The organism is Kineococcus xinjiangensis, assembly GCF_002934625.1.
Classification (GTDB): Bacteria; Actinomycetota; Actinomycetes; order Actinomycetales; family Kineococcaceae; genus Kineococcus_A; species Kineococcus_A xinjiangensis.
On the sequence record NZ_PTJD01000003.1, the window covers coordinates 317,113 to 338,109 of the forward strand.

At 75.1% G+C, this 20,997-nt stretch carries 9 protein-coding genes; 4 read left to right on the forward strand and 5 right to left on the reverse strand.

The window, feature by feature from the left end:
- The first annotated feature begins 152 nt into the window (after window positions 1–152).
- From CLV92_RS22800 to CLV92_RS06285, 3 genes are all read left to right on the forward strand, one after another.
- Window positions 153–5,900: a rhamnogalacturonan lyase family protein gene (locus CLV92_RS22800; protein ID WP_211290907.1), complete on the forward strand. Its 5,748-nt coding sequence runs from the start codon at window positions 153–155 to the stop codon at window positions 5,898–5,900.
- Window positions 5,901–6,056: 156 nt separating this feature from the next.
- Window positions 6,057–8,069, forward strand: a complete 2,013-nt coding sequence (locus CLV92_RS06280; RefSeq protein WP_104431919.1) for an arabinofuranosyltransferase — start codon at window positions 6,057–6,059, stop codon at window positions 8,067–8,069.
- An 11-nt stretch (window positions 8,070–8,080) separates the two neighbouring features.
- Window positions 8,081–11,071, forward strand: a complete 2,991-nt coding sequence (locus tag CLV92_RS06285; RefSeq protein ID WP_104431920.1) for an arabinosyltransferase domain-containing protein — start codon at window positions 8,081–8,083, stop codon at window positions 11,069–11,071.
- A 97-nt stretch (window positions 11,072–11,168) separates the two neighbouring features.
- Here the strand turns inward: CLV92_RS06285 and CLV92_RS06290 are convergent, their stop codons facing one another.
- The 4 genes from CLV92_RS06290 to galE form a co-directional block, all read right to left on the reverse strand.
- On the reverse strand, window positions 11,169–13,010 hold the full coding sequence (locus tag CLV92_RS06290) for a family 43 glycosylhydrolase (RefSeq protein WP_104431921.1): 1,842 nt from the start codon (window positions 13,008–13,010) through the stop codon (window positions 11,169–11,171).
- A 126-nt stretch (window positions 13,011–13,136) separates the two neighbouring features.
- Entirely contained in the window at window positions 13,137–14,273 is a 1,137-nt protein-coding gene (locus CLV92_RS21910; RefSeq protein WP_211290908.1) for an LGFP repeat-containing protein, read from the reverse strand.
- The gene (locus CLV92_RS22300) at window positions 14,270–16,315 is read right to left on the reverse strand and encodes an N-acetylmuramoyl-L-alanine amidase (RefSeq protein WP_245886479.1); all 2,046 of its coding nucleotides are present in this window, start codon (window positions 16,313–16,315) and stop codon (window positions 14,270–14,272) included. The genes CLV92_RS21910 and CLV92_RS22300 overlap by 4 nt, the downstream gene beginning before the upstream one ends.
- A 313-nt stretch (window positions 16,316–16,628) precedes the next feature.
- Window positions 16,629–17,597, reverse strand: a complete 969-nt coding sequence (gene galE, locus CLV92_RS06305) for a UDP-glucose 4-epimerase GalE (protein ID WP_104431922.1) — start codon at window positions 17,595–17,597, stop codon at window positions 16,629–16,631.
- An 81-nt stretch (window positions 17,598–17,678) separates the two neighbouring features.
- Between galE and CLV92_RS22805 the strand changes: the two genes are divergently transcribed.
- The gene (locus CLV92_RS22805; RefSeq protein WP_104431923.1) at window positions 17,679–19,289 is read left to right on the forward strand and encodes a GGDEF domain-containing protein; all 1,611 of its coding nucleotides are present in this window, start codon (window positions 17,679–17,681) and stop codon (window positions 19,287–19,289) included.
- A 32-nt stretch (window positions 19,290–19,321) separates the two neighbouring features.
- Here the strand turns inward: CLV92_RS22805 and CLV92_RS06315 are convergent, their stop codons facing one another.
- Window positions 19,322–20,935, reverse strand: coding sequence for a methyl-accepting chemotaxis protein (locus CLV92_RS06315; RefSeq protein ID WP_211290909.1), 1,614 nt, complete (start codon window positions 20,933–20,935; stop codon window positions 19,322–19,324).
- Window positions 20,936–20,997: the final 62 nt, after the last annotated feature.

Consider the following 20,997-nt stretch of genomic DNA (forward strand, 5'->3'; position numbering starts at 1 on the left):
TGAGGCCCCCCGGTAGGAAGAGTGCACCGAAGCGTCCCCGCCCCAGATGGAACGTTCCATGACGGAACGTCTCCTCGGCGTGCGCCCGGTGTCCCCGACGGGTCCAGAACGGCCCGCCGCAGTGCTCAGCGCCGAGACGAAGGCATCCCCCCATGACCCCACCGCTCCCCGGTACGCGCCGCACGCGTTCCCTCCTGGCAGGGACGACCGTCCTGTCCCTCACCCTCGTCGGAACGCCCGGCTACGCCGCCGCCGAGACACCGACGTGGTCGTTCGACTTCGGCACCGCCACCAGCCCGGTGGGCAGCGGCTGGACGGCGGTTCCCGAGACCAACCGCTACACCGCCACCTCCGGCTTCGGCATCGTGCCGGTCGAGGGGATCGCCCCCGTCTCCCGCCACCGCACCAGCGACACCCCCGACCCGGTCGGCGACGACTTCGTGCTCGCGACCTCCTGGGGCTTCGCCCTCGACGTGCCCGCGGGCAGCTACGACGTCCGCGTCCTCTCCGGCGACCGGCTGGCCGGGACGAGCACGACGAAGACGCACATCGACCTCGAGGGCACCCGCGCCGGCACCCTGCAGGCCCGGCAGGGCGTGAGCGAGCAGACCTGGCGGACCACCGTCGACGACGGGCAGCTCACCGTCGGCGTCACCGGCGAGGGCGCCGGCGGCTACGTCAACGGCATCGTCGTCACGAAGGCCGCGGAGGAGCCGCAGCCGGAGCCCGAGCCGGAGCCGGAGCCGCCGGCGTCGGCCCTCGCCGCGCCGACCTCGGTGCGCATGGCCCGCGTCACCGACGGCGCCGTCACCCTGCGCTGGAACGCGGTCCCCGACGCGACCGGCTACGTCGTCACCCGCTCCGACACCGTCGGCGGCACCTACACCCCGGTGGCCGAGACCACCGGCGACGTGTTCGCCACCGACGCCGTCGACACCACCCGGCCGCACTACTACCGGGTGCGCGCCCGCGGGGCCGACGGGCTCTCCGCCCCCTCCGCCGCAGCGGTCTCCGCCCGGACCGCGCCCGCGCCGGAGCTGCCCGCGGGCAGCTCCCTCAGCTTCGACCTCGGCAGCGGCGCCCTCGCACCCGGCGCCACCCGCCTCGACGCCACCAGCGCCTACACCGCCGAGGAGCGCGCCGGCTTCGTCGACGTGCGCGACGTGACCGCCACCGACCGCAAGACCTCCGACCCGCTCCGGTCCGACTTCGTGACGGTCGGCGACACCGAGCTCGTCGTCGACCTGCCCAACGGCGACTACACCGTCTCGCTCGTCGCCGGGGACCCCTCGGGCGCCACGGACATCGCCCTCACCGCCGAGCAGATGGCGAAGGTCCAGCAGACGGCCAAGACCGCGGGTGAGTTCCTGGAGATGTCCTTCGACATCGCCCTCGTCGACGGCCAGCTCAACCTGGAGTTCGCCGGCACCGCCGCGAACCTCGCCTCCCTCGTCATCACCCGCAAGGCCGAGGACCAGGCCGGCGACGAGCCGACGGTCTGGGTGACCGGCGACTCCACCGTGCAGACCTACACCGCCGACTACGCCCCGCAGGCCGGCTGGGGCCAGATGATCGGGCGCTTCCTCTCCGACGACGTCACCGTCACCAACAAGGCCATCGGGGGGCGCAGCTCGAAGAACTTCATCAGCCAGGGCCGCCTCGACGAGGTCCTGCTCAACGTCCGCCCCGGCGACTACCTGTTCGCGCAGTTCGGGCACAACGACAACACCAAGGGCGTCGACGACCGCTACGCCGCCCCCGCCGACTACGCCGAGTACCTGCGCACGTTCGTCGAGGGCGCCCGTCAGCGCGGAGCCACCCCCGTCCTCGTGACGCCCGTCTCGCGCCGCTCCTTCGACGCGACCACCGGCAAGGCCAACGTCTCCTTCCCCGCCTACGTGGAGGCCGCCGCCGCCCTCGCCGCGGAGACCGGCACCCCGCTGGTCGACCTGTCCGCGTCCAGCCGCGCCTACCTCGACGAGATCGGCGCCGAGGCGGCGAAGTCCGTCTTCCTGCACGTCCCGGCGGGCGTCTACCCCAACCGCCCCAACGGGACCAGCGACGACACCCACTTCCAGGAGTACGGCGCCATCCAGATGGCCCGCCTCGTGGCCCGCGACGTCGCCGAGCTCGACGTCCCCCTCGCCGCGCAGGTCGTCGAGGCGGAACCCCCCGCCGCGGTCCCCGCCGCCCCCGCCGACGTGGTCGCCGGCGGCGTCTCCAACGCAGGGGTGAACCTCACCTGGTCCGCGGTGCAGGGCGCCGACATCTACAAGGTGTTCCGCAAGGAGGCCGAGCAGGCCGAGGACGCCTACGCCCTCGTGACGACCTCCACGCTGCCGCAGGCCGCGGTCAGCGGACTGCGGGAGGGCACCGCCTACGACCTGCGCGTCGTCGCCGTCAACGGCCGCGGTGACTCCGCCCCCTCCGCGGCGGTGCGCGTCAGCACCAAGGCCCCGCTGCACAAGTTCGACGTCCAGCCCGCAGGCAGCCCCCTGATGCCCGGCTACACCGAGGTCAGCGAGAAGTCCCAGTACACGGCCGAGAAGGGCTGGGGCTGGATCTCCGCCGACGGGATCGGCGGGCGCGACCGCGGGACGGCCTTCACCCCGCCGCCGAACGACCTGGAACGCGACTTCCTGCTGCCCTCTCCCGCCCACGAGTTCGTGGTCGACCTGCCCAACGGCAGCTACGCCGTGAAGACCTACCACGGCGACTGGATCGGGACGAGCCGCTCCAACGTCCAGCTGGAGGGCAAGGACTTCGGCGCCGGCAACGCCGGGCGCGGGTCGGTGGCGCAGAAGATGAGCCAGCCCGTCCTCGTCACCGACGGCCGTCTCAACCTCGTGATGACCGGTTCCTCCTCCCGGCTCAACGGCATCGAGATCACCCCGCTGCTCGTGGCGCCCACCGACCTCGCCCTGGCCGACGTCTCCATCAGCGGCACGGCCGTCGAGGTCGACCTGACGTGGAACGCCACCGACGGCGCCGCCGGGTACCGCGTGCTGCGCCAGGCCGCCGGCGCGCCGGCCGCCGAGGCGATCGGGGACGTGGCGGGGCCCGCCTTCACCGACACCACCGCCGACGTCGGGCTCGACTACACCTACACCGTGGTGGCCCTCGACGCGGCCGGCACCCAGTCCGTCCCGTCCAACCCGCTGAAGGTCACCACCGCCGACCCGGACGTGGCGAAGGCGCCGGTGCCCACCGGCCTGAAGCTCGGGACGGTCGGCAAGAACGAGGTCGCCCTCTCCTGGAACGCCTCCGACGGCGCCCTCTTCTACCGGGTGTACCGCGCCGACCCGAAGCCGGACGGCACGCCGGGCCCCATGGAGGTCGTCGGGCGCGCCGACGGCACGAGCTTCACCGACACCGGCGTGCTCACCACCGTGGAGTACGTCTACGCCGTCGCCGCCGTCAACGCCGGCGGGGTCTCCGACCGCTCCGCGACGGTGACGTCCCCGGCCGTGACGAAGCTGGTCCGGCAGGCCGAGCGCCTCGACCGCTCGCCCGTCGCGGTGGCCACCGACGGCGGCGTCTACGTGGGCTGGCGCATGCTCGGCCTCGACCCCGACTCCATCGCGTTCCACGTCTACCGCGACGGCAAGCGCATCACCGACAAGCCCGTCACGGACAGCACGAACCTGCTGGACGCCGCCGGGCGCTCCGGGGCGAAGTACCGGATCAGCACGGTCGTCAACGGCATCGAGCGCTGGGCGACCGGCGACTTCGCGGTGTGGGACTCCCAGACCCTCGACGTGCCCCTCGACAAGCCCGCCGACGGCGTCACCAAGGACGGGCAGCCGTACTCCTACCGCGCCAACGACGCCTCCATCGGCGACCTCGACGGTGACGGGCAGTACGAGATCGTCCTGAAGTGGGACCCGACCAACTCCCAGGACAACTCCAAGAGCGGCTACACCGGAACGGTCTACCTCGACGCCTACGAGCTCGACGGCACCCGGCTGTGGCGCATCGACATGGGGCGCAACATCCGCGCCGGCGCCCACTACACCCAGTTCCAGGTCTTCGACCTCGACGGGGACGGCCGCTCCGAGGTCACCGTGAAGACCGCCGACGGCACCGTCGACGGCCAGGGCACGGCGATCGGCAACGCGAACGCCGACCACCGCAACTCCAGCGGCTACGTGCTGACCGGGCCCGAGTTCCTCACCGTCTTCGACGGCCGGACGGGCGCGGCGATCGACACCGTCGACTACGCCCCGCCGCGCGGTGACGTCGGCGCCTGGGGCGACGGCTACGGCAACCGCGTCGACCGGTTCCTCGCCGGCGTCGCCTACCTCGACGGGGAGCGGCCCAGCGTCGTCTTCAGCCGCGGCTACTACACCCGCACGGTGGTCGTCGCCTACGACTTCGACGGCTCGAAGCTGACGAAGCGCTGGACCTTCGACTCCGACGTGGAGGGCGACGAGTACCGCGGCCAGGGCAACCACCAGTTCTCCGTGGCCGACGTCGACGGCGACCAGAAGGACGAGATCCTCTTCGGCGCCATGACCATCGACGACGACGGCACGCCGCTGTACAGCACCGACCTGTACCACGGTGACGCCCAGCACGTGTCCGACCTCGACCCGGCCCGTCCCGGCCTGGAGGTCTTCGGGCCCCACGAGGACCCCGGCCACAACGGGGGCGTCATCGCCTCCTACCGCGACGCCGCCACCGGGGAGGTCCTGTGGTCGGTGCCGGGGAGCAGGGACACCGGGCGCGGCGCGGCGGGGGACATCGACCCCGAGCACGCCGGCGCCGAGGCGTGGGTGATCAGCGACGGCGGGGCGTGGAACGACCGCAACGGCACGCTGCGCACCGCCAAGGGCGAGGAGATCTCCGACCGGATCCCCGCCGCCAACTTCCTCACCTGGTGGGACGGCGACCTCCTCCGCGAGATCACCGACCACGACTGGGACGCCACGACCCGCACGGGCGTGCCGACCATCTCGAAGTGGGACCCCGACACCCGCACCTCGACGGTGGTCCACCGGGCCGAGGGCACCCTGACCAACAACGACACCAAGGGCACCCCCACCCTGCAGGCGGACCTCTTCGGCGACTGGCGCGAGGAGCTCGTCACCCGTGTCGCCGACTCCTCCGCCCTGCGGATCGCCACCACCGTGGACGTCACCGAGCACCGGCTGCGCACCCTGCAGTCGGACCCGGTGTACCGCCTGGGCGTCTCGTGGCAGAACACCGGCTACAACCAGCCGCCGCACACGTCCTACTTCCTCGGCCACGGCATGACCACCCCGGCCGCGCCGCGGATCGCCTACACCGGCGCCCCCGCCGAGCCCGCGCCGCGGGTCGACGGCCCGGCGACGGCCGCCCCCGGCAGGGCGGACCTCTCGGACGACAACTGGGACAAGGACGGCACCTTCCTCGTCACGATGAACCTCTGGCACGGCCAGAACGCCCAGAGCGTGACGTTCCTGGAGAACGGCCGGCCGATCGCGACCCAGGAGCTCGTCGACGCGACGCCGGGCGCGCAGACCGCCGCCGTGCAGATCGCGGGGCTGCCCAACGGGACCTACGAGTACACGGCGGTGCTGACCAACCAGCACGGCAGCACCACCTCGAAGAAGGTGACCGTCAAGGTGACCAGGGCGGCCCCGGCCAAGCCGGCGCTGTCCGACGACAACCACGACGGCGACGGCACGTACACCCTCACGACCAACCTGTGGTGGGGCACGAACGCCACCGAGTACCGCCTCTACGAGAACGGTGAGCTGATCGACACCCAGGCGCTCACCGCCAACGGGCGGGAGGCGCAGCAGGCCAGCACCACCGTCACCGGGCGCCCCGTCGGCGAGCACACCTACCGCGCGGAGCTGTCCAACGCCCAGGGCACGACGAGCAGCAAGGAGATCACCGTCAAGGTGAAGCGCTGACCCAGCGGCCGGCGGGGCCCGGGAGACGGACCGTCCGTCTCCCGGGCCCCACCCGTGCCGGTACCACGGGGGGCGGCCGCGCTGGCCTACCCTCGGCATCGGCCGGGTGCGGGATCGTCCCGACCCCGGTGCGGACGCTGAGGGTAGGCCGAGACGATGGGAAGTTCCGTGACGAGCGCGCGATCAACGGCGGCGGAGGTGCCCGCGGGCGCCTCCCGGGACGGACGGCAGCAGCACCTCGGCACCCGGGCGGCGGCGGAGCCCGTCCTGCCCGGTGGGGCCGCGCGCCTCGGCCTGGAGCTCGTGATCGGGGGCGTGCTGGCGATCGCGGTCAGCGCGCTCACCCAGGCGGTCGTGAACCGGGTGCCGGTGCCGCTGCCCTCGCACGTGCCCACCGCCCTGGCCACCTTCGGCGTCGTCGTGGTCACCGCGGCCGTCGTCCTGGCCGTGACCGCGCGCCGGCTGCCGCGCGCGACCCGCGCCCTCGGCGTCGTGGGCATCTCCGGCCTGGCCACCGCCCTGCTGGCCCTGCCGCTGAAGGGCACGTCCTTCTACCTCGGCGGCAACAGCGGGGACCAGACGTTCCGGATGCAGTTCCTCGGCCGCCTCGCCGACGACTGGCGCCTCGCGGACCTCAACTACGCCGACCTCCCGCCGTTCTACCCCTCGGGCTGGTTCTGGCTCGCCGGCCGCTACGCCGACCTGACCGGCACCCCCGCATGGGAGGCGTTCAAGCCGGCGGGGATCACGACGGCCGCGGTGGTGCCGTGCCTGGCGCTGCTGGTCTGGTGGCGCCTGGCGGGGCCGCGGCGGGCCCTGCTCATCGCGCTGGCCACCACCGCCGTCGGCGTCCACCCGGCGCTCGCGGGCCCGTTCGTCGACGAGCCGTACTCCTGGTGCGTGGCGGCGCTGCTGCCCGCCGCGGTCGTCCTCGCCTGGCGCGCGTTCGGCGCGGTGCCCGCCCGGGAGCGCACCGGCGCGGCCCTGGCGCTCGGCGTGTTCCTGGGGCTGGCGGCGATGACGTACACGCTCTACGCGGGCTTCGGGGCGCTGCTGGTCACCGCGGCCTGCGCGGCCGGCGTGCTGCGGGCGCGCGCAGCGGAGGGGACGGGCGCAGCGCTGCGCACGCGGGTGCCGGCCCTCGTCCTGGCCGGGGTCGTCTCGGCGGCGCTGGCGCTGCTGGTGTGGGCGCCCTTCGTGGTGGCGAAGCTGCGCGGGGCCTCCGGCACCGCCGCGGCGCAGCACTTCCTGCCGCAGATCAGCACCCAGCTGCCGGCTCCGATGGTCGCGCCCACCCCGTGGGGCGCGCTCCTCCTCCTCGGGTGCGCCTGGCTGGTGCTGAGGGCGCGGCGGGACGGCACCGCCGCGGCCCTCCTGCTCGTGGTCGTCGCCGCCTACGCCTGGTACCTCCTGCAGACCTTCGTGCTGGCCGCCGGCACGACGCTGCTGGCGTTCCGGATGGAGGCCGTGCTGGTGCAGACCACCGCCGTGGCCGGCTGCCTGGCCGCGGCCGCCCTCTGGCGCGCGCTGCCCGCGCTCGCTCGCCGGGCCGGGGGACCGGTCGCGGGCTACCTGCGGGAGCTGCGGCTGCTGGCCGCGCTCGCCCTCGGGGCCGTCTTCGTCGTCGCGCTGCAGAGCGCCCCGCAGTCGTTGGCCCACCCGGTGGAGGCCGCCCACGACGCCTACGGGGCCGGGGGGCGCACCGCCGCGGGCGAGCGCGACCCCGAACAGGGCGGCGCCTGGATCCCCGACGTGCTGCGCGCCGTGGAGGACGTGACGCAGCGGCCCGCGAGCGAGCTGGTGGTGTTCTCGTCGCTGTACGAGCTGGCCACGTTCGCCCCCTACACCGGCTACCAGCAGATGACCGCGCACTACGCCAACCCGTTGTCGCGCTTCGACGAGCGCCGCGCCGAGATCGAGAGCTGGGCGCAGGCCAGCGGACCGGACGACCTCGTGCGACGCCTCGACTCCGGCCCCTTCCGCGCACCGGACGTCTTCGTCCTGCACCGCACGCCCGAGGGGTACCAGGCCGGGGTGACGCACGACCTCTTCCCCCGGGAGCCGAACGTGGGCTGGACGACGGTGACGTTCGACCCCGAGCTGTTCTCCCCCGAGCACTTCGAGGTGCGTGAGGTCGGCCCGTTCGCCGTTCTCGCGCGGCGCTCCTGAGCCGCCGGCCCGTGCTGCGAGCCCGCGCTGCCGGCGTCCTGCCCCTCGCCGGCGTCCTGCCCCTGGCCGTCGCCGTCCTGACGGCCCTGCTGTCCGTCCTCGTCCCGCTCGCCCCGGTCACCGTGCAGACGCCGGAGGTGCGCTGGCCGCAGGCCGCCGCGCCGGGGGGTCCCGCGGCGCAGTCCACGGTGGCGCTGTTCATGCCCTACCGGCCGCTGGACGTCACCGCCGAGGTGCCCTGCCGGGCCCTGACCGAGGCCGCTGAGCGCACTCCGGCGGGGGAGCGGACCGTGGCGGTGGCCACGGCCGTGCCGGGGGAGCCGCGCGGGGTGGAGCGTGCCCTGGAGGTCGCGGTGTCGGGCGGGCGCCTGGAGGTCCGCTCCTCCGGCCGGGCGCTGGTCGCCGCCCCGCTGGCGGAGGCCGGCATCACGGGCGGGTGCACCCTGCGCGTCGTCGCCGACGCCGCCGGCACGAGGGTGGTCACGACCGGGGACGGCGGTGCGGAGCTGGCCGACGTGCCCGCGCTGCCGGTCCCGGAGGTCACGGCCTTCGTCTCCGAGCTGACCGGCGCGGACGTGGCCGAAGGCTCCGGCCCCACGGTGGTGGCGCACCCCGACGCGCGCTTCGAGAGCACCCCCACCCCGCTGAAGCTGGCGGTGCTGGGTGCCCACGGCCTCCTCGTCGCCGCCTGCCTGCTCCTCCTCGCCCTCTCCGACCGGGCGGCGCCCCGTCCGTCGCGGCCGGTGCGGGTGCGGCCCGCCCGCCGGGCGCGGCTCGTCGCGGCGGCCGCCGACCTCGCCGTGGTGGGGACCCTCCTCGGCTGGGCCGTCGCCGGGCCGCTGCAGACGGACGACTTCTACTACTCCCTCGAGGCGCGCACGATCGGCGACGCCGGCTACGTGGGCAACCAGGTCCGCTACTTCAACGTGCCGGAGATCCCCTTCACCCTCCAGCAGTACGTCCTCGCGGCCGCGGCCGCGATCTCACCCGCCCCGGTGGTGCTGCGCCTGCCCGCCGTGCTGGCCGGGGTGGGCACGTGGCTGCTGCTGACGCGCTGCGTGCTGCCGCGGCTGGTGGAGCGGCCCCCGCTGTGGGCCCGGCCGCTGGCCGCCGCCGCCCTGCTCGCCTGGTTCCTGCCCTTCGCGGTGGGCGGGCGCCCCGAGGCCCTCGTCGCGCTGGTGACGACGGCCACCCTGGCCCTGGTGCTGGAGGCCCTCGCCCGCCGGCGGCTGCTGCCGCTGGGGCTCGCGGCGATGCTGGCCGGCGGGGCCGTGGCGATCACCGCCTCCGGCGCGCTGGCCGCCGCGATCGGCCTGGTGCTGGCGCCGCGCTGGTGGCCCCTGCTGCGCGCGAGCCGCTACGGCCCGTGGGCCGCCCTCGCGCTCCTGGTGGCCTGCGCCAGCGTGGCGTCGCCGCTGGTGTTCGCCGACGCCACCGCCGCCGCCGCCCGCACGGCGCTGCGCGTGCACGACGAGGTCGGCCCGAACCTGAGCTGGTGGATGGAGCCGCAGCGGTACTGGTACCTCACGCAGGGCCCGGACCCGAACCAGCGGCTGTACTCCCGCCAGCTCGTCGTGCTCGTCACGGCGGTGCTGCTGGTGGGGACGAGCGTCGCGCTGCTGCGCTCGCGCCGGCCCGCCCCGCCGCAGCGCACCTCCTGGGTGGTGCCCGCGGCGGTGGCCCTGGCCGGGTACGCGGTCCTGGCGATCGCCCCGACGAAGTGGTCGCACCACTTCGCGGCCCTCGCCGGGGTGGGGACCCTCGCGGTGGTCGTCGGCTGCGTGGCGCTGGTGCGGCGCCGCCCCACCCGCTGGGCGTGCCTGGGGCTGGCGGCCGCGGTCGCCGTCCTCGCGGGGCTGGCGCTGCACGGCCCCGACGCGCAGGTGGAGCACTCCGCCTACGGCACGGTGCCCGACCTGCCCGGCTGGCTGGGGCTGCCGCCGCTGTGGCTGGCGCTCGGCGGTGCCGCGGCCGCGGTGGTGGCGCTGGTGCGCCGCCGCCGCGGGGAGGACGCCGACGCGTGGCCGGAGCTGGTGGTGCTCACGACCGCGGGGGTGCTGGTGGCCTCGCTGGGGCTGCAGGTGCTCAGCGTCGCGCGGGCGACCTCCGCCCTGCGCGGCACGTGGTCGATGGCGGGCTCCAGCGTGGCGGCGCTGCAGGGGGACTCGTGCGGCTTCGCCGACCACGCCGCGGCCCTCACGGGCGCACGGGCGTTGCCCGCGGCCGTGGGCCCGGCGGGGGCGGGTGAGCCGGTCGAGGCTCCCGCGAGCGCCCCCGCCGGCGCCTGGTCCGCACCGGAGGGCGCGCCGGAGACCGCGGGCGGCTGGCGCGAGCTCGGGGCGCCCTCCCCGGCCGACGTGCTGACCGTGGCGGTGCGCGGCCCCGGTGCCGGGGTCGTGGTCGACGTCGCCGACGCCGACGGGGTGGTCCTGCGGACCCTGGACGTCGCGGCGGCACCCACCGCCGAGGCGGACGAGTGGCGGCCGGTGCGCCTGGCACCGCTGGACGCCCTCGCCCCCGGAGCGGACCGGGTGCGGACCCGGCTGCTGCCCGGCGCCACCGCGGGCACGGCCGTCACGGACCCCTACCGCGCGACGGGGGAGGTGCTCTCCGCCGTCCTGCCCCGCGACGAGCCGGTGCTGGTGGACTGGCCCATCGGCTTCGACCTGCCCTGCCTGCAGCCGCCGCGGGTGGCCGGGGGGATGGTCGAGCCCGTCGACTGGTTCGTGGAGAGCGCCACGTTCGAGCACGCCCCGCCGCTGACGATGATCGACGGTGGCGGGTCGTACGCGACGCTGCCGACAGTGGCCACCCTCACCCGGCACCGGGGGTTCCTGCCTGGCGCGCCGTACCGGGAGTGGGGCAGCCTGGTGAGCGTGGAGTACGAGCTGCCCCGCGGCGGCTACGAGGTGGTGGCCGGGCAGCGCGACGTTCCCGGCTGGCGCTGGTGGGAGGGCGCCGGGCCCGGCCCGAGCCCGCAGCAGTTCCTGCCGGTGCCCTGACCCACCCGGGGGCGGGGACGTTCCGCGCACGACACGCGGGCGTGTCGTGGCGGAACGTCCCCGCCCCCGGGCAGGTCAGCGGGTGGTCAGCGGGTGCTCACCAGGTGCGGACGACCGCCCCGGTCGCGGGGGTCCAGGTGATCTCCCCGCGCTGGAACCAGCTCCGCCGGCCGCCGGGCACGTCGTGCTCCTCCGAGGTCGGGAAGCCGAGGCGGCCGGCCTCCCAGCCCTGGCGGGCCCACGCGTCGCGGATCGCACCGCGGACGGAGTGGGCGCCGGTGGTGGGCGACCAGTAGACGGAGCCGCCCTGGAAGTGGTTGAAGGCTCCGCCGCGGACGGGGACCTCGCCGGTCGTGGGGTAGCCGAGCCAGCCGCCCTCCCAGCCCTGGTTCGCCCAGCGCTCGCGGATGACGCCCCTGACGACCTGCGCTCCGGTGGCCGCGGACCAGTAGACCGAGCCGCCCTGGAAGTGGTTGTACGCGCCGCGCGGCAGCATCGCCTCGTCGTTCACCGGGAAGCCGAGGGGGGAGTTCTCCCACCCGGTCGACGCCCACCTGTCCCGGATGGCGCCCTTGACGAGGTGGCTGCCGGTGGTCGGGGACCAGTACAGCGACCCGCGCTGGAAGTGCTGGTACGCGCCGTGCTTGGCCGGCGTGGGCAGCTCGGCGCTCGTGGCCGCACCGAGGGTGCCGGACGTCCCGCCGAGCGCCAGCCACTTCGAGCGGATCTCGGAGCCGCCGGTGGCGGCGCCCTCGACCCGAAGCGTGCGGTCGGCGTTCTGCACGAGGGTGGCGATGCCCATGCGGCGCGGGTGCGGGTGCGAGCCGCCGATGTTCTCCCCGAGGAAGAAGGACGCGTAGGCCATGCGCAGCTTGCCGTGGTGGTCGACGAAGCCGGAGGAGCCGCCGGGGCCCTGCATGGTGCCGGAGCTGCTCAGCAGCGGCACCCGGGCCGGCGCGCGGTGGCACGGGCCGATGGGGCCGGCGCAGATAGCGTAGCCGCTGGCGTAGTTGGAGTGGCCCTGGGCGTCCAGCACCTCGGAGAGGTTGCCCGAGTAGAAGAGGTACCAGGTGCCGTTGTACTGGGCCATCGACGGGTTCTCGATGCGGTTGCCCTCCCACGGCGAGCCCGGGTCGGTCTCCAGCAGCTTCAGCCACGGGGCGCCGGGCACGGGGAGGCCGTTGGCCCCGAGCTCGACGACCTGGAGGGAGGAGGGGTGGGAGCCGACCTTGCCGGAGGCGCTCCACAGCAGGTAGTTGCGGCCGGTGGCGGGGTCGCGGAAGGGGAACGGGTCGATCGAGCCGCCCGGGTCGGCCTGCAGCGGCGCGCACTGGATCGGGCCGGCGCCGGAGACGTCGCGGAACGGGCCGGTCGGGGAGGGTGCGGTCGCGACGGTCAGGCAGAAGCGGCCGGGGGCGACGCGCACGGGGGAGTATGCGTACCAGGTGGCGCCGATGTTGAAGACGCCCGGCGCCCAGTAGTCGCGGGTGATCCAGGGGCCCTGGGGGCTGTGCGCGCCCCAGGAGGGGAACCGGACGAGGGCGTCGTTGTGGTCGTACTTGCCCCAGTCGCCCATCGACGACTGCCGGATCTCCAGCGGGATCTTCGGGTCGGTGTTGACGTTGTAGCCGGCGCGGCCGGGCGGGCCGTCGTTGGAGTACCGGCCCCGCACCCGCCAGGTCACGGTGTCGGTGCTGGTCAGCACGGGCAGCACGCGGCCGCCGACGGGGGAGGCGTAGGCGTAGTAGGTGCTGCCGTCGCGGACGACGGTGGGGTCGCCGAAGTCGCCGGTCCACACGGTGCCGGGGGCGAACCACGCCGGCAGCGGCGGCGGCGTCGAGGCGGCCGCGGTGACCGGGGCGACCAGGGCCGCGGTCAGGGCCGCACCGAGGGCGGCGACGAGGGTAGCTGTGCGACGGCGGAGGGCGAGGTGGCGCAAGGTCTCTCCTGCTGACCGGAGGGGCACCGCGCGGCCGGGGCCGCGGAGGTTCGTCGCGTCCTCATCGGCAGGAGCGCGACAGAACTTTAACCCTCACCTACCACCCGGAGAGAGCACTCGTCACGATCAGTGACGAGTGGTCGTCACCTGACCGGTCGCCCAGGAGAACACCAGCGAACCGCCCTCGAAGTGCGAGCGGCGCCCGCCCTCGACCTCGTGCTCGTCGGACGTCGGGAAGCCCAGCGGGCCGTTCTCCCAGCCCTGCGCGGCCCACGCGTCGCGGATCGCACCCCGCACCGACCACGCCCCCGTGCCCGGCGACCAGTAGATCGAGCCGGCCTGGAAGTGGTTGTACCGACCGAAGCGGCGCGGCGTCGGCAGCTCGTCCGTCAGCGGCATGCCGAGCGTGCGCGCGGTGTCGCCGCTGAAGTAGCGCGCCGCGATGGCCCCGCGCACCTCCTGGGCCAGCGTGCCCCGGGACTGCAGGACGCTGCCGTGGCGGAAGTCCATGCGCTGGCCGCCGTTGAAGGTCCGCGTCGCGCTCACCGCGGCGCCCAGGGCGGAGCGCTCCCCGCCCAGGCGCACCCAGTGCCCCAGCAGGGGCGAGGTGGTCCCCGTCCACCACGACGTCTCCGCGCGGCCGCCGCGGCGGCTCAGCGAGATGTGGACGTGGTCGGTGTGCGGGTGGGGGCCCACGTAGGGCTGCCAGCCCAGGTCGGGGCGGTACGCCTTCCAGACCTGCGTGTTCCAGATGACGTACATCACGCCGAGGCGGCGTGCCACCGCGGCGGGGCGCCCGGCGGCGTCCGGGGCGACCAGCCACGCCAGGAACGTGTCGGCCAGGAGGCGCTGCACCGGGTCGGCGGCGTTCAGCGCCCAGTCCAGCGCGCGCCCGTCGTGGTGCTCGCTCGTGGCGCGCCCGTCGATCGGGCAGGCCCGGTGGGTGCTGATGACCTGCCGGCCGTAGGTGGCGTTGATGAGGTCCTGCAGCAGCTTCGTACCCGGCTGCACCGGACCGCAGACGGTCGGCCCCTCGAAGCCGGGGAGGTCGTCGAGGTCGCCGGGCAGGCTGCGCGGCAGGGCCGGCACCCGCGGCGGCGTCAGCGTCGGCGTCGGAGTGGGCGTCGGAGTGGGCGTCGGCGTCACCGCGGCCGCGGGGAGCACCGGGATCGCGCCGGTGGCGGTGGCCGCACCGACCGCACCCAGGAGCAGCACCCTGCGCCGGGCCGGCGACTGCACCGGCCCGGCCGGGGTGGACCTCACTTCAGGGCCTTCGTCACCGCACCGGTGGCCGCGTGCCAGGTGAGCGAGCCGCCCTGGAAGTCGCTGCGCCTGCCGCCCGAGACGTCGTACTCGTCGGAGGTCGGGTAGCCGAGGCGGCCGTTCTCCCAGCCCTGCGCGGCCCACGCGTCGCGGATCGCGCCGCGCACCGACTTCGCCCCCGTCGCGGCGGACCAGTAGATCGAGCCGCCCTGGAAGTGGTTGAACGCCCCGCGGGGCAGGGGGATCTCGCTGGTGGTGGGGAACCCGAGGAAGGACCGCTCCCAGCCCAGCGCGCTCCACTTGTCGCGGATCGCCCCGCGCACCACGTGGGCGCCCGTCGCGGGGGACCAGTAGATCGAGCCGCCCTGGAAGTGGCTGTACGCGCCGCCGGCCGCGGCGGGGCCCTCGTCGCGGGTGGGGAAGCCGAGGTAGCCGTTCTCCGAGCCGAAGGAGGCCCAGCGGTCCCGGATCGCGCCCTTGACGATCTGCGCGCCCGTGGCCTGCGACCAGTAGATCGAGCCGCCCTGGAAGTGCTGGTAGGCGCCGGGGCGTCCCGGGGTCTTCGTCTCCGGGCCGGAGGAGCCGCCGAGGGAACCCGCACGCCCGCCGCTCTGGGCGTACTTGGCGGCGATCGGGGAGGTCGGCGCGCCCTGGAGGAGCTGGTCGACCCGGTTGCGGATCCAGCCCATCTTCGTGATGCCGGTGTTGCCGGGGCAGGCCGTGAAGCCGACGTCGCGGTGGGCCATGACGACCGGCATCGTCACGGCCGTGCCCGCCTTGTACCGGGAGGTGCCACCGCCCGCCGACAGCAGCTGGGCGCTGCCGCCGGACTTCACGTTGTACAGGGACAGCTTCCACGCGATGACCTGCGCCACCGACTCCAGCATCGCCTGCGTCGGCGCGGTGGAGGTGAAGTCGCCCATCATCGACACGCCGAAGGTGTCGGTGTTGAAGCCACCGGCGTGCGCGCCGATCACGGCCTGGGTGATGCCGCCTGCGCGGCCCTCCCAGATCCCGCCGAAGCGGTCGACGACGAAGTTGTAGCCGAGGTCGCTCCAGCCCTGGCTGACCGTGTGGTAGCGGTACATGCCGCGGATCACGGCGGGCACGTCCCCCTGGCTGTAGCTGCCCTTGTCCGCGGTGTGGTGGACGACCGCCGCCTTGATGGTCGTGCTGTAGGCCGCCGCGGCGCGACGCAGCGTCTCGTCCGCGCCCCACGCCTCGCGCGAACCGATCCGCGGCTGCGCCAGCGCCTTCGACACGGGCTCCTCGGCCACGGGGGCCGGCTCGGGCGCGGTCGGTGCGAGCGGTGCCGGCACGGGCAGGACGGGGTCCGGGACGACGGGGGCCACCGGCTCCTCGCCGGTGTCGAGCGACAGCTCCTGCGGGGTGGCGGCTGCGGCGGGCGCGGCGGCGCGGCGGGAGTGCACGAGCCGCACGGCCCGCGCGTCACCGGCGGCGACGCCGGGGTCCACCACGTGCAGCCTCGCGGTCGCCACGTCCGCGCGCGGCAGGCGCACCTGGACCTGGGCGCCGGCGCCGAGGTGGCCCACCCACAGCGGGTCGGAGGCGGTCACGGTGCGGCGGGCCTCGGCGGAGCCCGCATCGGGTTCGTTGTCGCTGAGCGGGAGGGCCGTCCAGGCGTCCCAGGTGCGGCCGTCGCCGGTGCGGACCTCGACCTCGGAGGCGCGGGTGCCCCGCGGGAAGGTGACGCCCAGCATGCGGCCGCCGTCGACGGCGATCGTCACGGTCACGGTGTCCTCCGCCAGCCCGGCGGGTGCGGCGGCTCCGTCGGTGCCCGCCAGGCGGACCGCGGCGTCGGCGAGGGAGTACGCCTGGGTCGTGCCGCTGCTCGTGACGGCGCCCGGGCCGAGGGCGGAGCCGGTTGCGGTGGCGGCGCGGCTGTGGAGGGGGGAGAGTAGCGACAGCACCCCTGCAGACCCGCCGGCCGCGAGGGCGAGGCGTCGGCTGACCCCTCGCACGGCGGCCGCCTGCCCTGCGGGCTCGGTGGTCGTGCGGGAGTCGTTCCGTGTCCAGCGCATGCCAAGCCTCGCTCTTCGTCCGACTGCAGGGCGCCGTCCACCCACTCGGGTCAACGCTCGTCCGTGCATCGGCGAGTGTGGGCTGGACCTTGAGCGGGCGGCGGACCGGGACGCAACCTAGGAGACGCTGCGTGCCCCGTCCAGCGACCCCGCTCGGGAGTGCCTACGACTTGTCGTGCTCATGCCAGTACGGACAGTACGTGAGCCGGTGGGAGGTCTGTGGGAGGTTCGTGCTCTCCGCGTGTCGCGGCGGTGCCGCCGGGATCCGGCAGCACCGCCGCGAGACCGCGGGGAGCGGGTGGTTCCGGCGGGCTCAGCGGGTCGTGCGCCAGGCCTCCCAGGCGGAGCCGACGATGGAGGTCAGGTCCTCCGACGCCTCCCAGCCCAGCACGTCGCGGACGCGGGAGACGTCCGCCACCAGCTTCGGCGGGTCGCCCGGGCGGCGCGGGTTCACGACCGGCTCCACCTCGCGTCCCGACGCGCGGCGGACCTCGTCGATCACCTGCCGCACCGACGCGCCGGTGCCGGTGCCGACGTTGAAGACGTCGAAGGGCCGCTCGTCGGTGGCGAGGTGGTCCAGCGCCGCGAGGTGGGCGCGCGCCAGGTCCAGGACGTGGACGTAGTCGCGGATGCACGTGCCGTCCGGCGTGGGGTAGTCGTCGCCGAAGATGGCGGGGGCCTCGCCCCGCTCCAGGCGGTCGAACACCATCGGGATCAGGTTCATGGCCGCCGGGTCGCCCAGGTCCGGCCAGCCCGCACCCGCGACGTTGAAGTAGCGCAGGTTCGCCGCGCGCAGGCCCCACGCCACCGCCGCGCCCTGCGTCATCCACTCGCCGACGAGCTTCGTCTGCCCGTAGGGGTTGATCGGCTCGGCCGGGCCGTCCTCCCGCACCAGCTCCGTGGCCGGGGCGCCGTAGGTCGCCGCCGAGGAGGAGAACACCAGCTGCGAGACGCCCGCCTCCTCCATCGCCAGGAGGAGGTTCGCGGTGCCGCCGACGTTCTGCTTCCAGTACCAGGCGGGCTTCGCGACGGACTCGCCGACCTGCTTGCGCGCCGCGAAGTGGATGACCGAGCTCACGTCGTGCTCGCGCATCGCCTCCACCAGCCGGGCGGGGGCCGCGTCGACGGCCAGGTCCACCTGGACGATCGGCGCACCGCCCGTGCGGCTCGCGGACCCGTTCGACAGGTCGTCGACGACCACCACGTCCTGACCGCGCTCCTGCAGCAGCCGTACGACGTGGGAGCCGATGTAGCCGGCACCTCCGGTGACCAGAACGCTCATGACCGCAGACCCTAGCCGCAGGCCCGCGACGCGGACGGCCCGCTCACGGGGCGGGGGCGGCGTCCGGGCTACGGTGGGCGGGTGGGCCCGAGGACGACAGCCGCGCTGGAGCCGGTCGGGGAGTTCGGCCCCTTCGACGTCCTCGCCACCTGGGCCTACGAGCTCTACTACGAGGGCCGCTGGGACGAGGCGCTGCGCGACTGCGCCGCCGGCCTCACCTGGTGCGACGCCGTCGGCGACGAGCAGACGTCCCGCTACCTCCTCTTCATCACCGGCGTCGCGTGCCTGGAGACCGGGCGGCACGACGCCGCGGCCGGCGCGGCGCGCACCCTGCTGGCCCGGCTGCCCGACGACGGGGAGGGCACCGGCGCGGCGGCCTGGTGGCGGGCGAAGGGCCTGGCGCTGCTCGCGGACGCGCTCGGCTACGCGGGCCACTACGGGGAGGCGATGGACGTCCTCGCCGAGGCGCAGGGCATCGTCGCCGTGCCCGGCGCCTCCTACAACCACCTGTCCGCCACGGTCTCCGTCGCGATGGCGTTCCGCTCGATGCTGCTCTTCGAGCACTGCGACGACCTGCTCGCGCAGGCGCTGCACTCCCCCCGGGCCGGCCCCGGCATCGTCGACGTGGTCCTGCGCAACAGCTGCCTCAACCGGCTGCTGTGGGGGGCGTTCCTGGAGCTCACCGGCGACCTCGCCGGGGCCCGGCGGCAGTACCTGCGGACCCTGAGCCGGACGGCGGCCCTGGCGTCCTGGGCCGAGCGCTCCGTCCACCCCGCGGTCGCCGCGCTGGCGCTGGCCCTCGAGGGCGCCGCGTGGCAGCGGCTGGGGGAACCGGCGCTGGCGGAGGCGCGCATCCGCGAGGCGCTCGCCACCCCGCAGCTGCTGCCGGAGTTCCCCGAGACCCGGGCGTCGCGGCTGTCCCTGGCCCTGCTGCTCGCGGGGAGGGGTGAGCCGGCCGCCGCCCGGGAGCAGCTCTCGGCCGTCCGCGCGGCCCGCTGCACCGAGGACCGCGAGCTGTGGCAGGTGCTGGAGCTGGCGGCCGTCGCCGAGGTGGAGAGCGCCGGGGCGGGGCGGGAGGTGGTGGACGCCTGGCGCTCGCTGCTGGAGCTGACGATGCGCCGCTTGTGGCGCGACCGTGCGGCCCGCTTCGAGTCGCTGGAGCACCGCCTGCGGGTGCGGCTGCTCGCCGAGGAGGCGGAGCGGGCCACGGCGCAGGTGCTCACCGACGCGCTGACCGGCCTCGGCAGCCGCCGCCTGCTCCAGGTGCACCTGGAGCGGGCGGAGGGGACCGGCTCGGCGGCGGGGGAGGTGACGCTGGTCTTCGTCGACGTCGACGAGTTCAAGGCGGTCAACGACCTGCTCTCCCACGACGTGGGGGACCGGGTGCTGGCCCGCCTCGGCAGGGTGCTGGCCGCCCAGTGCCGCCGCGGGGACGTGCCGATCCGCTTCGGCGGCGACGAGTTCGTGGTGCTGCTCGCCCCGGGCAGCGACCCCTCGGCGGGGCGGGCGCTGGGTGCGCGGATCCTGGACGCGGTGCGGCAGGAGGAGTGGGAGCGCATCGACCCGAGGCTGCAGGTGAGCGTCTCGGTCGGGGCGGCGACAGCGCCGACGCTGCGGGAGGCGCTGGGCTCCGCCGACACGGCGATGCTCTCCGCCAAGCGCGCGGGCCGGGACCGCCTGACCCTGGCGTGAGGCGGCGCGGCCCCGCGGTGGCGGAGGGCGGCTCAGAAGGAGAAGCGCCCCACGAGCTGCTGCAGGCCGGCCGCCATGCTGGACAGCTCGTCGGCGGCCCGGGCGGTCTGCCCGGCCCCGTGCGTGGTGTCCTCCGCCGCCGAGGCGACCCGGTCCACGTTGCGCGCGATCTCGTCGGCGCCGCCCGCGGCCTCGGCGACGTTGCGGCTCATCTCCTTGGTGGTGGCCGCCTGCTCCTCCACGGCGGAGGCGATCGTCATCTGGCTGGCGTTGATCCGGCCGATGATCTCCGCGATCTCCCCGATGGCGGCGACGGCCGCGCTCGTGTCGCCCTGGATGACCCCGACGCGGCGGGTGATGTCCTCGGTGGCGCGGGCGGTCTGCTGGGCCAGTTCCTTGACCTCGCCGGCGACGACGGCGAAGCCCTTGCCGGCCTCCCCGGCGCGGGCGGCCTCGATGGTGGCGTTGAGGGCGAGCAGGTTGGTCTGCTCTGCGATGGAGGTGATGGCCTTGACCACGTCGCCGATCTCCGCCGACGACTCGCCGAGGCGGGCGATGGTGCTGCTGGTGCTGTCCACGACGGTCACGGCCTGGGAGGCGATGCCGGTGGCGTCGGTGGCGTTGTGGGCGATCTCCTGGATGGAGGAGCCCATCTGCTCGGTGCCCGCGGCGACGGTCTGGATGCTGGTGGAGACGGAGCCCGCGGCGCCGGAGACGAGGCGGGACTGCGCCGCGGACTCCGCCGCCGCACCGGAGAGCTGCGTGGAGGTGGCGGACAGCTGCGTGGAGGCGGCGGCCAGGACGTGCGCGTCGCCGGCGATGGTGGACATCGCCTCGCGCAGCGAGCCCAGCGCGCTGGTCAGGGCGCCGGCCATGTCGGCGACCTCGTCGCCGCCCTGCACGGTCAGCGGTGTGGCGAGGTCGCCGGCGGCGAGGCGGGTGAGGCGGTCGCGCACGGCGCCGACGGGGCGGGTGATGGAGCGCGTGACCGCGGCGGCGAGGGCGGTCGCCGCGACGACGGCGATCGCGCCGAGCGTCCACATCAGCTGCCGGCCCTTGCGCGCGGCCTCCGCGGCCCCGGCCTTGGCGGCCTCCGACTCGCCGGCGGCGTCACCGGCCAGTTCCGCCAGCAGCTCCGACATGGCGTTGAAGAGCTCGATCTCCTTGCCCAGCACCAGCGCGGTGGCCTCCTCCGCCTGGGCCGGGTCGCCGGAGCGGTAGGCCTCGGCGATGCGGGAGTCGACCGCCATGAACTCCTCGAGCAGCGCCCGCGTCTGCGCGAGGTCGTCGTCCGTCTCGGCGTTCGTGCTGAACGACTGCACGGTGTCGAGGGTCCCCTCGAAGCGCGCGACGGCGGCGAGGAAGGCCGCCCGGGACGGGGCGTCGTCGGCCGCCTGCGCGGCACCCTCGCGCACCGCGTCGAAGGCGTAGGCGGTCTGCCAGCCGTTGAGGTCGGCCGTGTCGTACTTCGCCTCCATCGCGGCGGTCAGGAACTGCTCCGTGCGGTCCATCTCCTCCGCGGCGGCGCTCTGCGTCGAGGCAGTGCGCAGCCCGACCGCGAGGACCGCCAGCATCAGCAGGACGACGACGGCGAACGACGCGCCGAGGCGGTGCCCGAGGCGCAGGCGGGACAGGGAGGAGGTCACGTCCTCACGTCGGCACCACGGGCCGCGGCCTTGAGCCGTTGGGAGTAGCCGGAACGGGCCGG

What these genes read in the sequence shown, in the direction of transcription:
- CLV92_RS22800 (WP_211290907.1), top strand. Translation starts at nt 153, where the DNA reads ATGACCCCACCGCTCCCCGGTACGCGCCGCACGCGTTCCCTCCTGGCA.
- CLV92_RS06280 (WP_104431919.1), top strand. Translation starts at nt 6,057, where the DNA reads ATGGGAAGTTCCGTGACGAGCGCGCGATCAACGGCGGCGGAGGTGCCC.
- CLV92_RS22300 (WP_245886479.1), bottom strand. Translation starts at nt 16,315, where the DNA reads ATGCGCTGGACACGGAACGACTCCCGCACGACCACCGAGCCCGCAGGG.
- galE (WP_104431922.1), bottom strand. Translation starts at nt 17,597, where the DNA reads ATGAGCGTTCTGGTCACCGGAGGTGCCGGCTACATCGGCTCCCACGTC.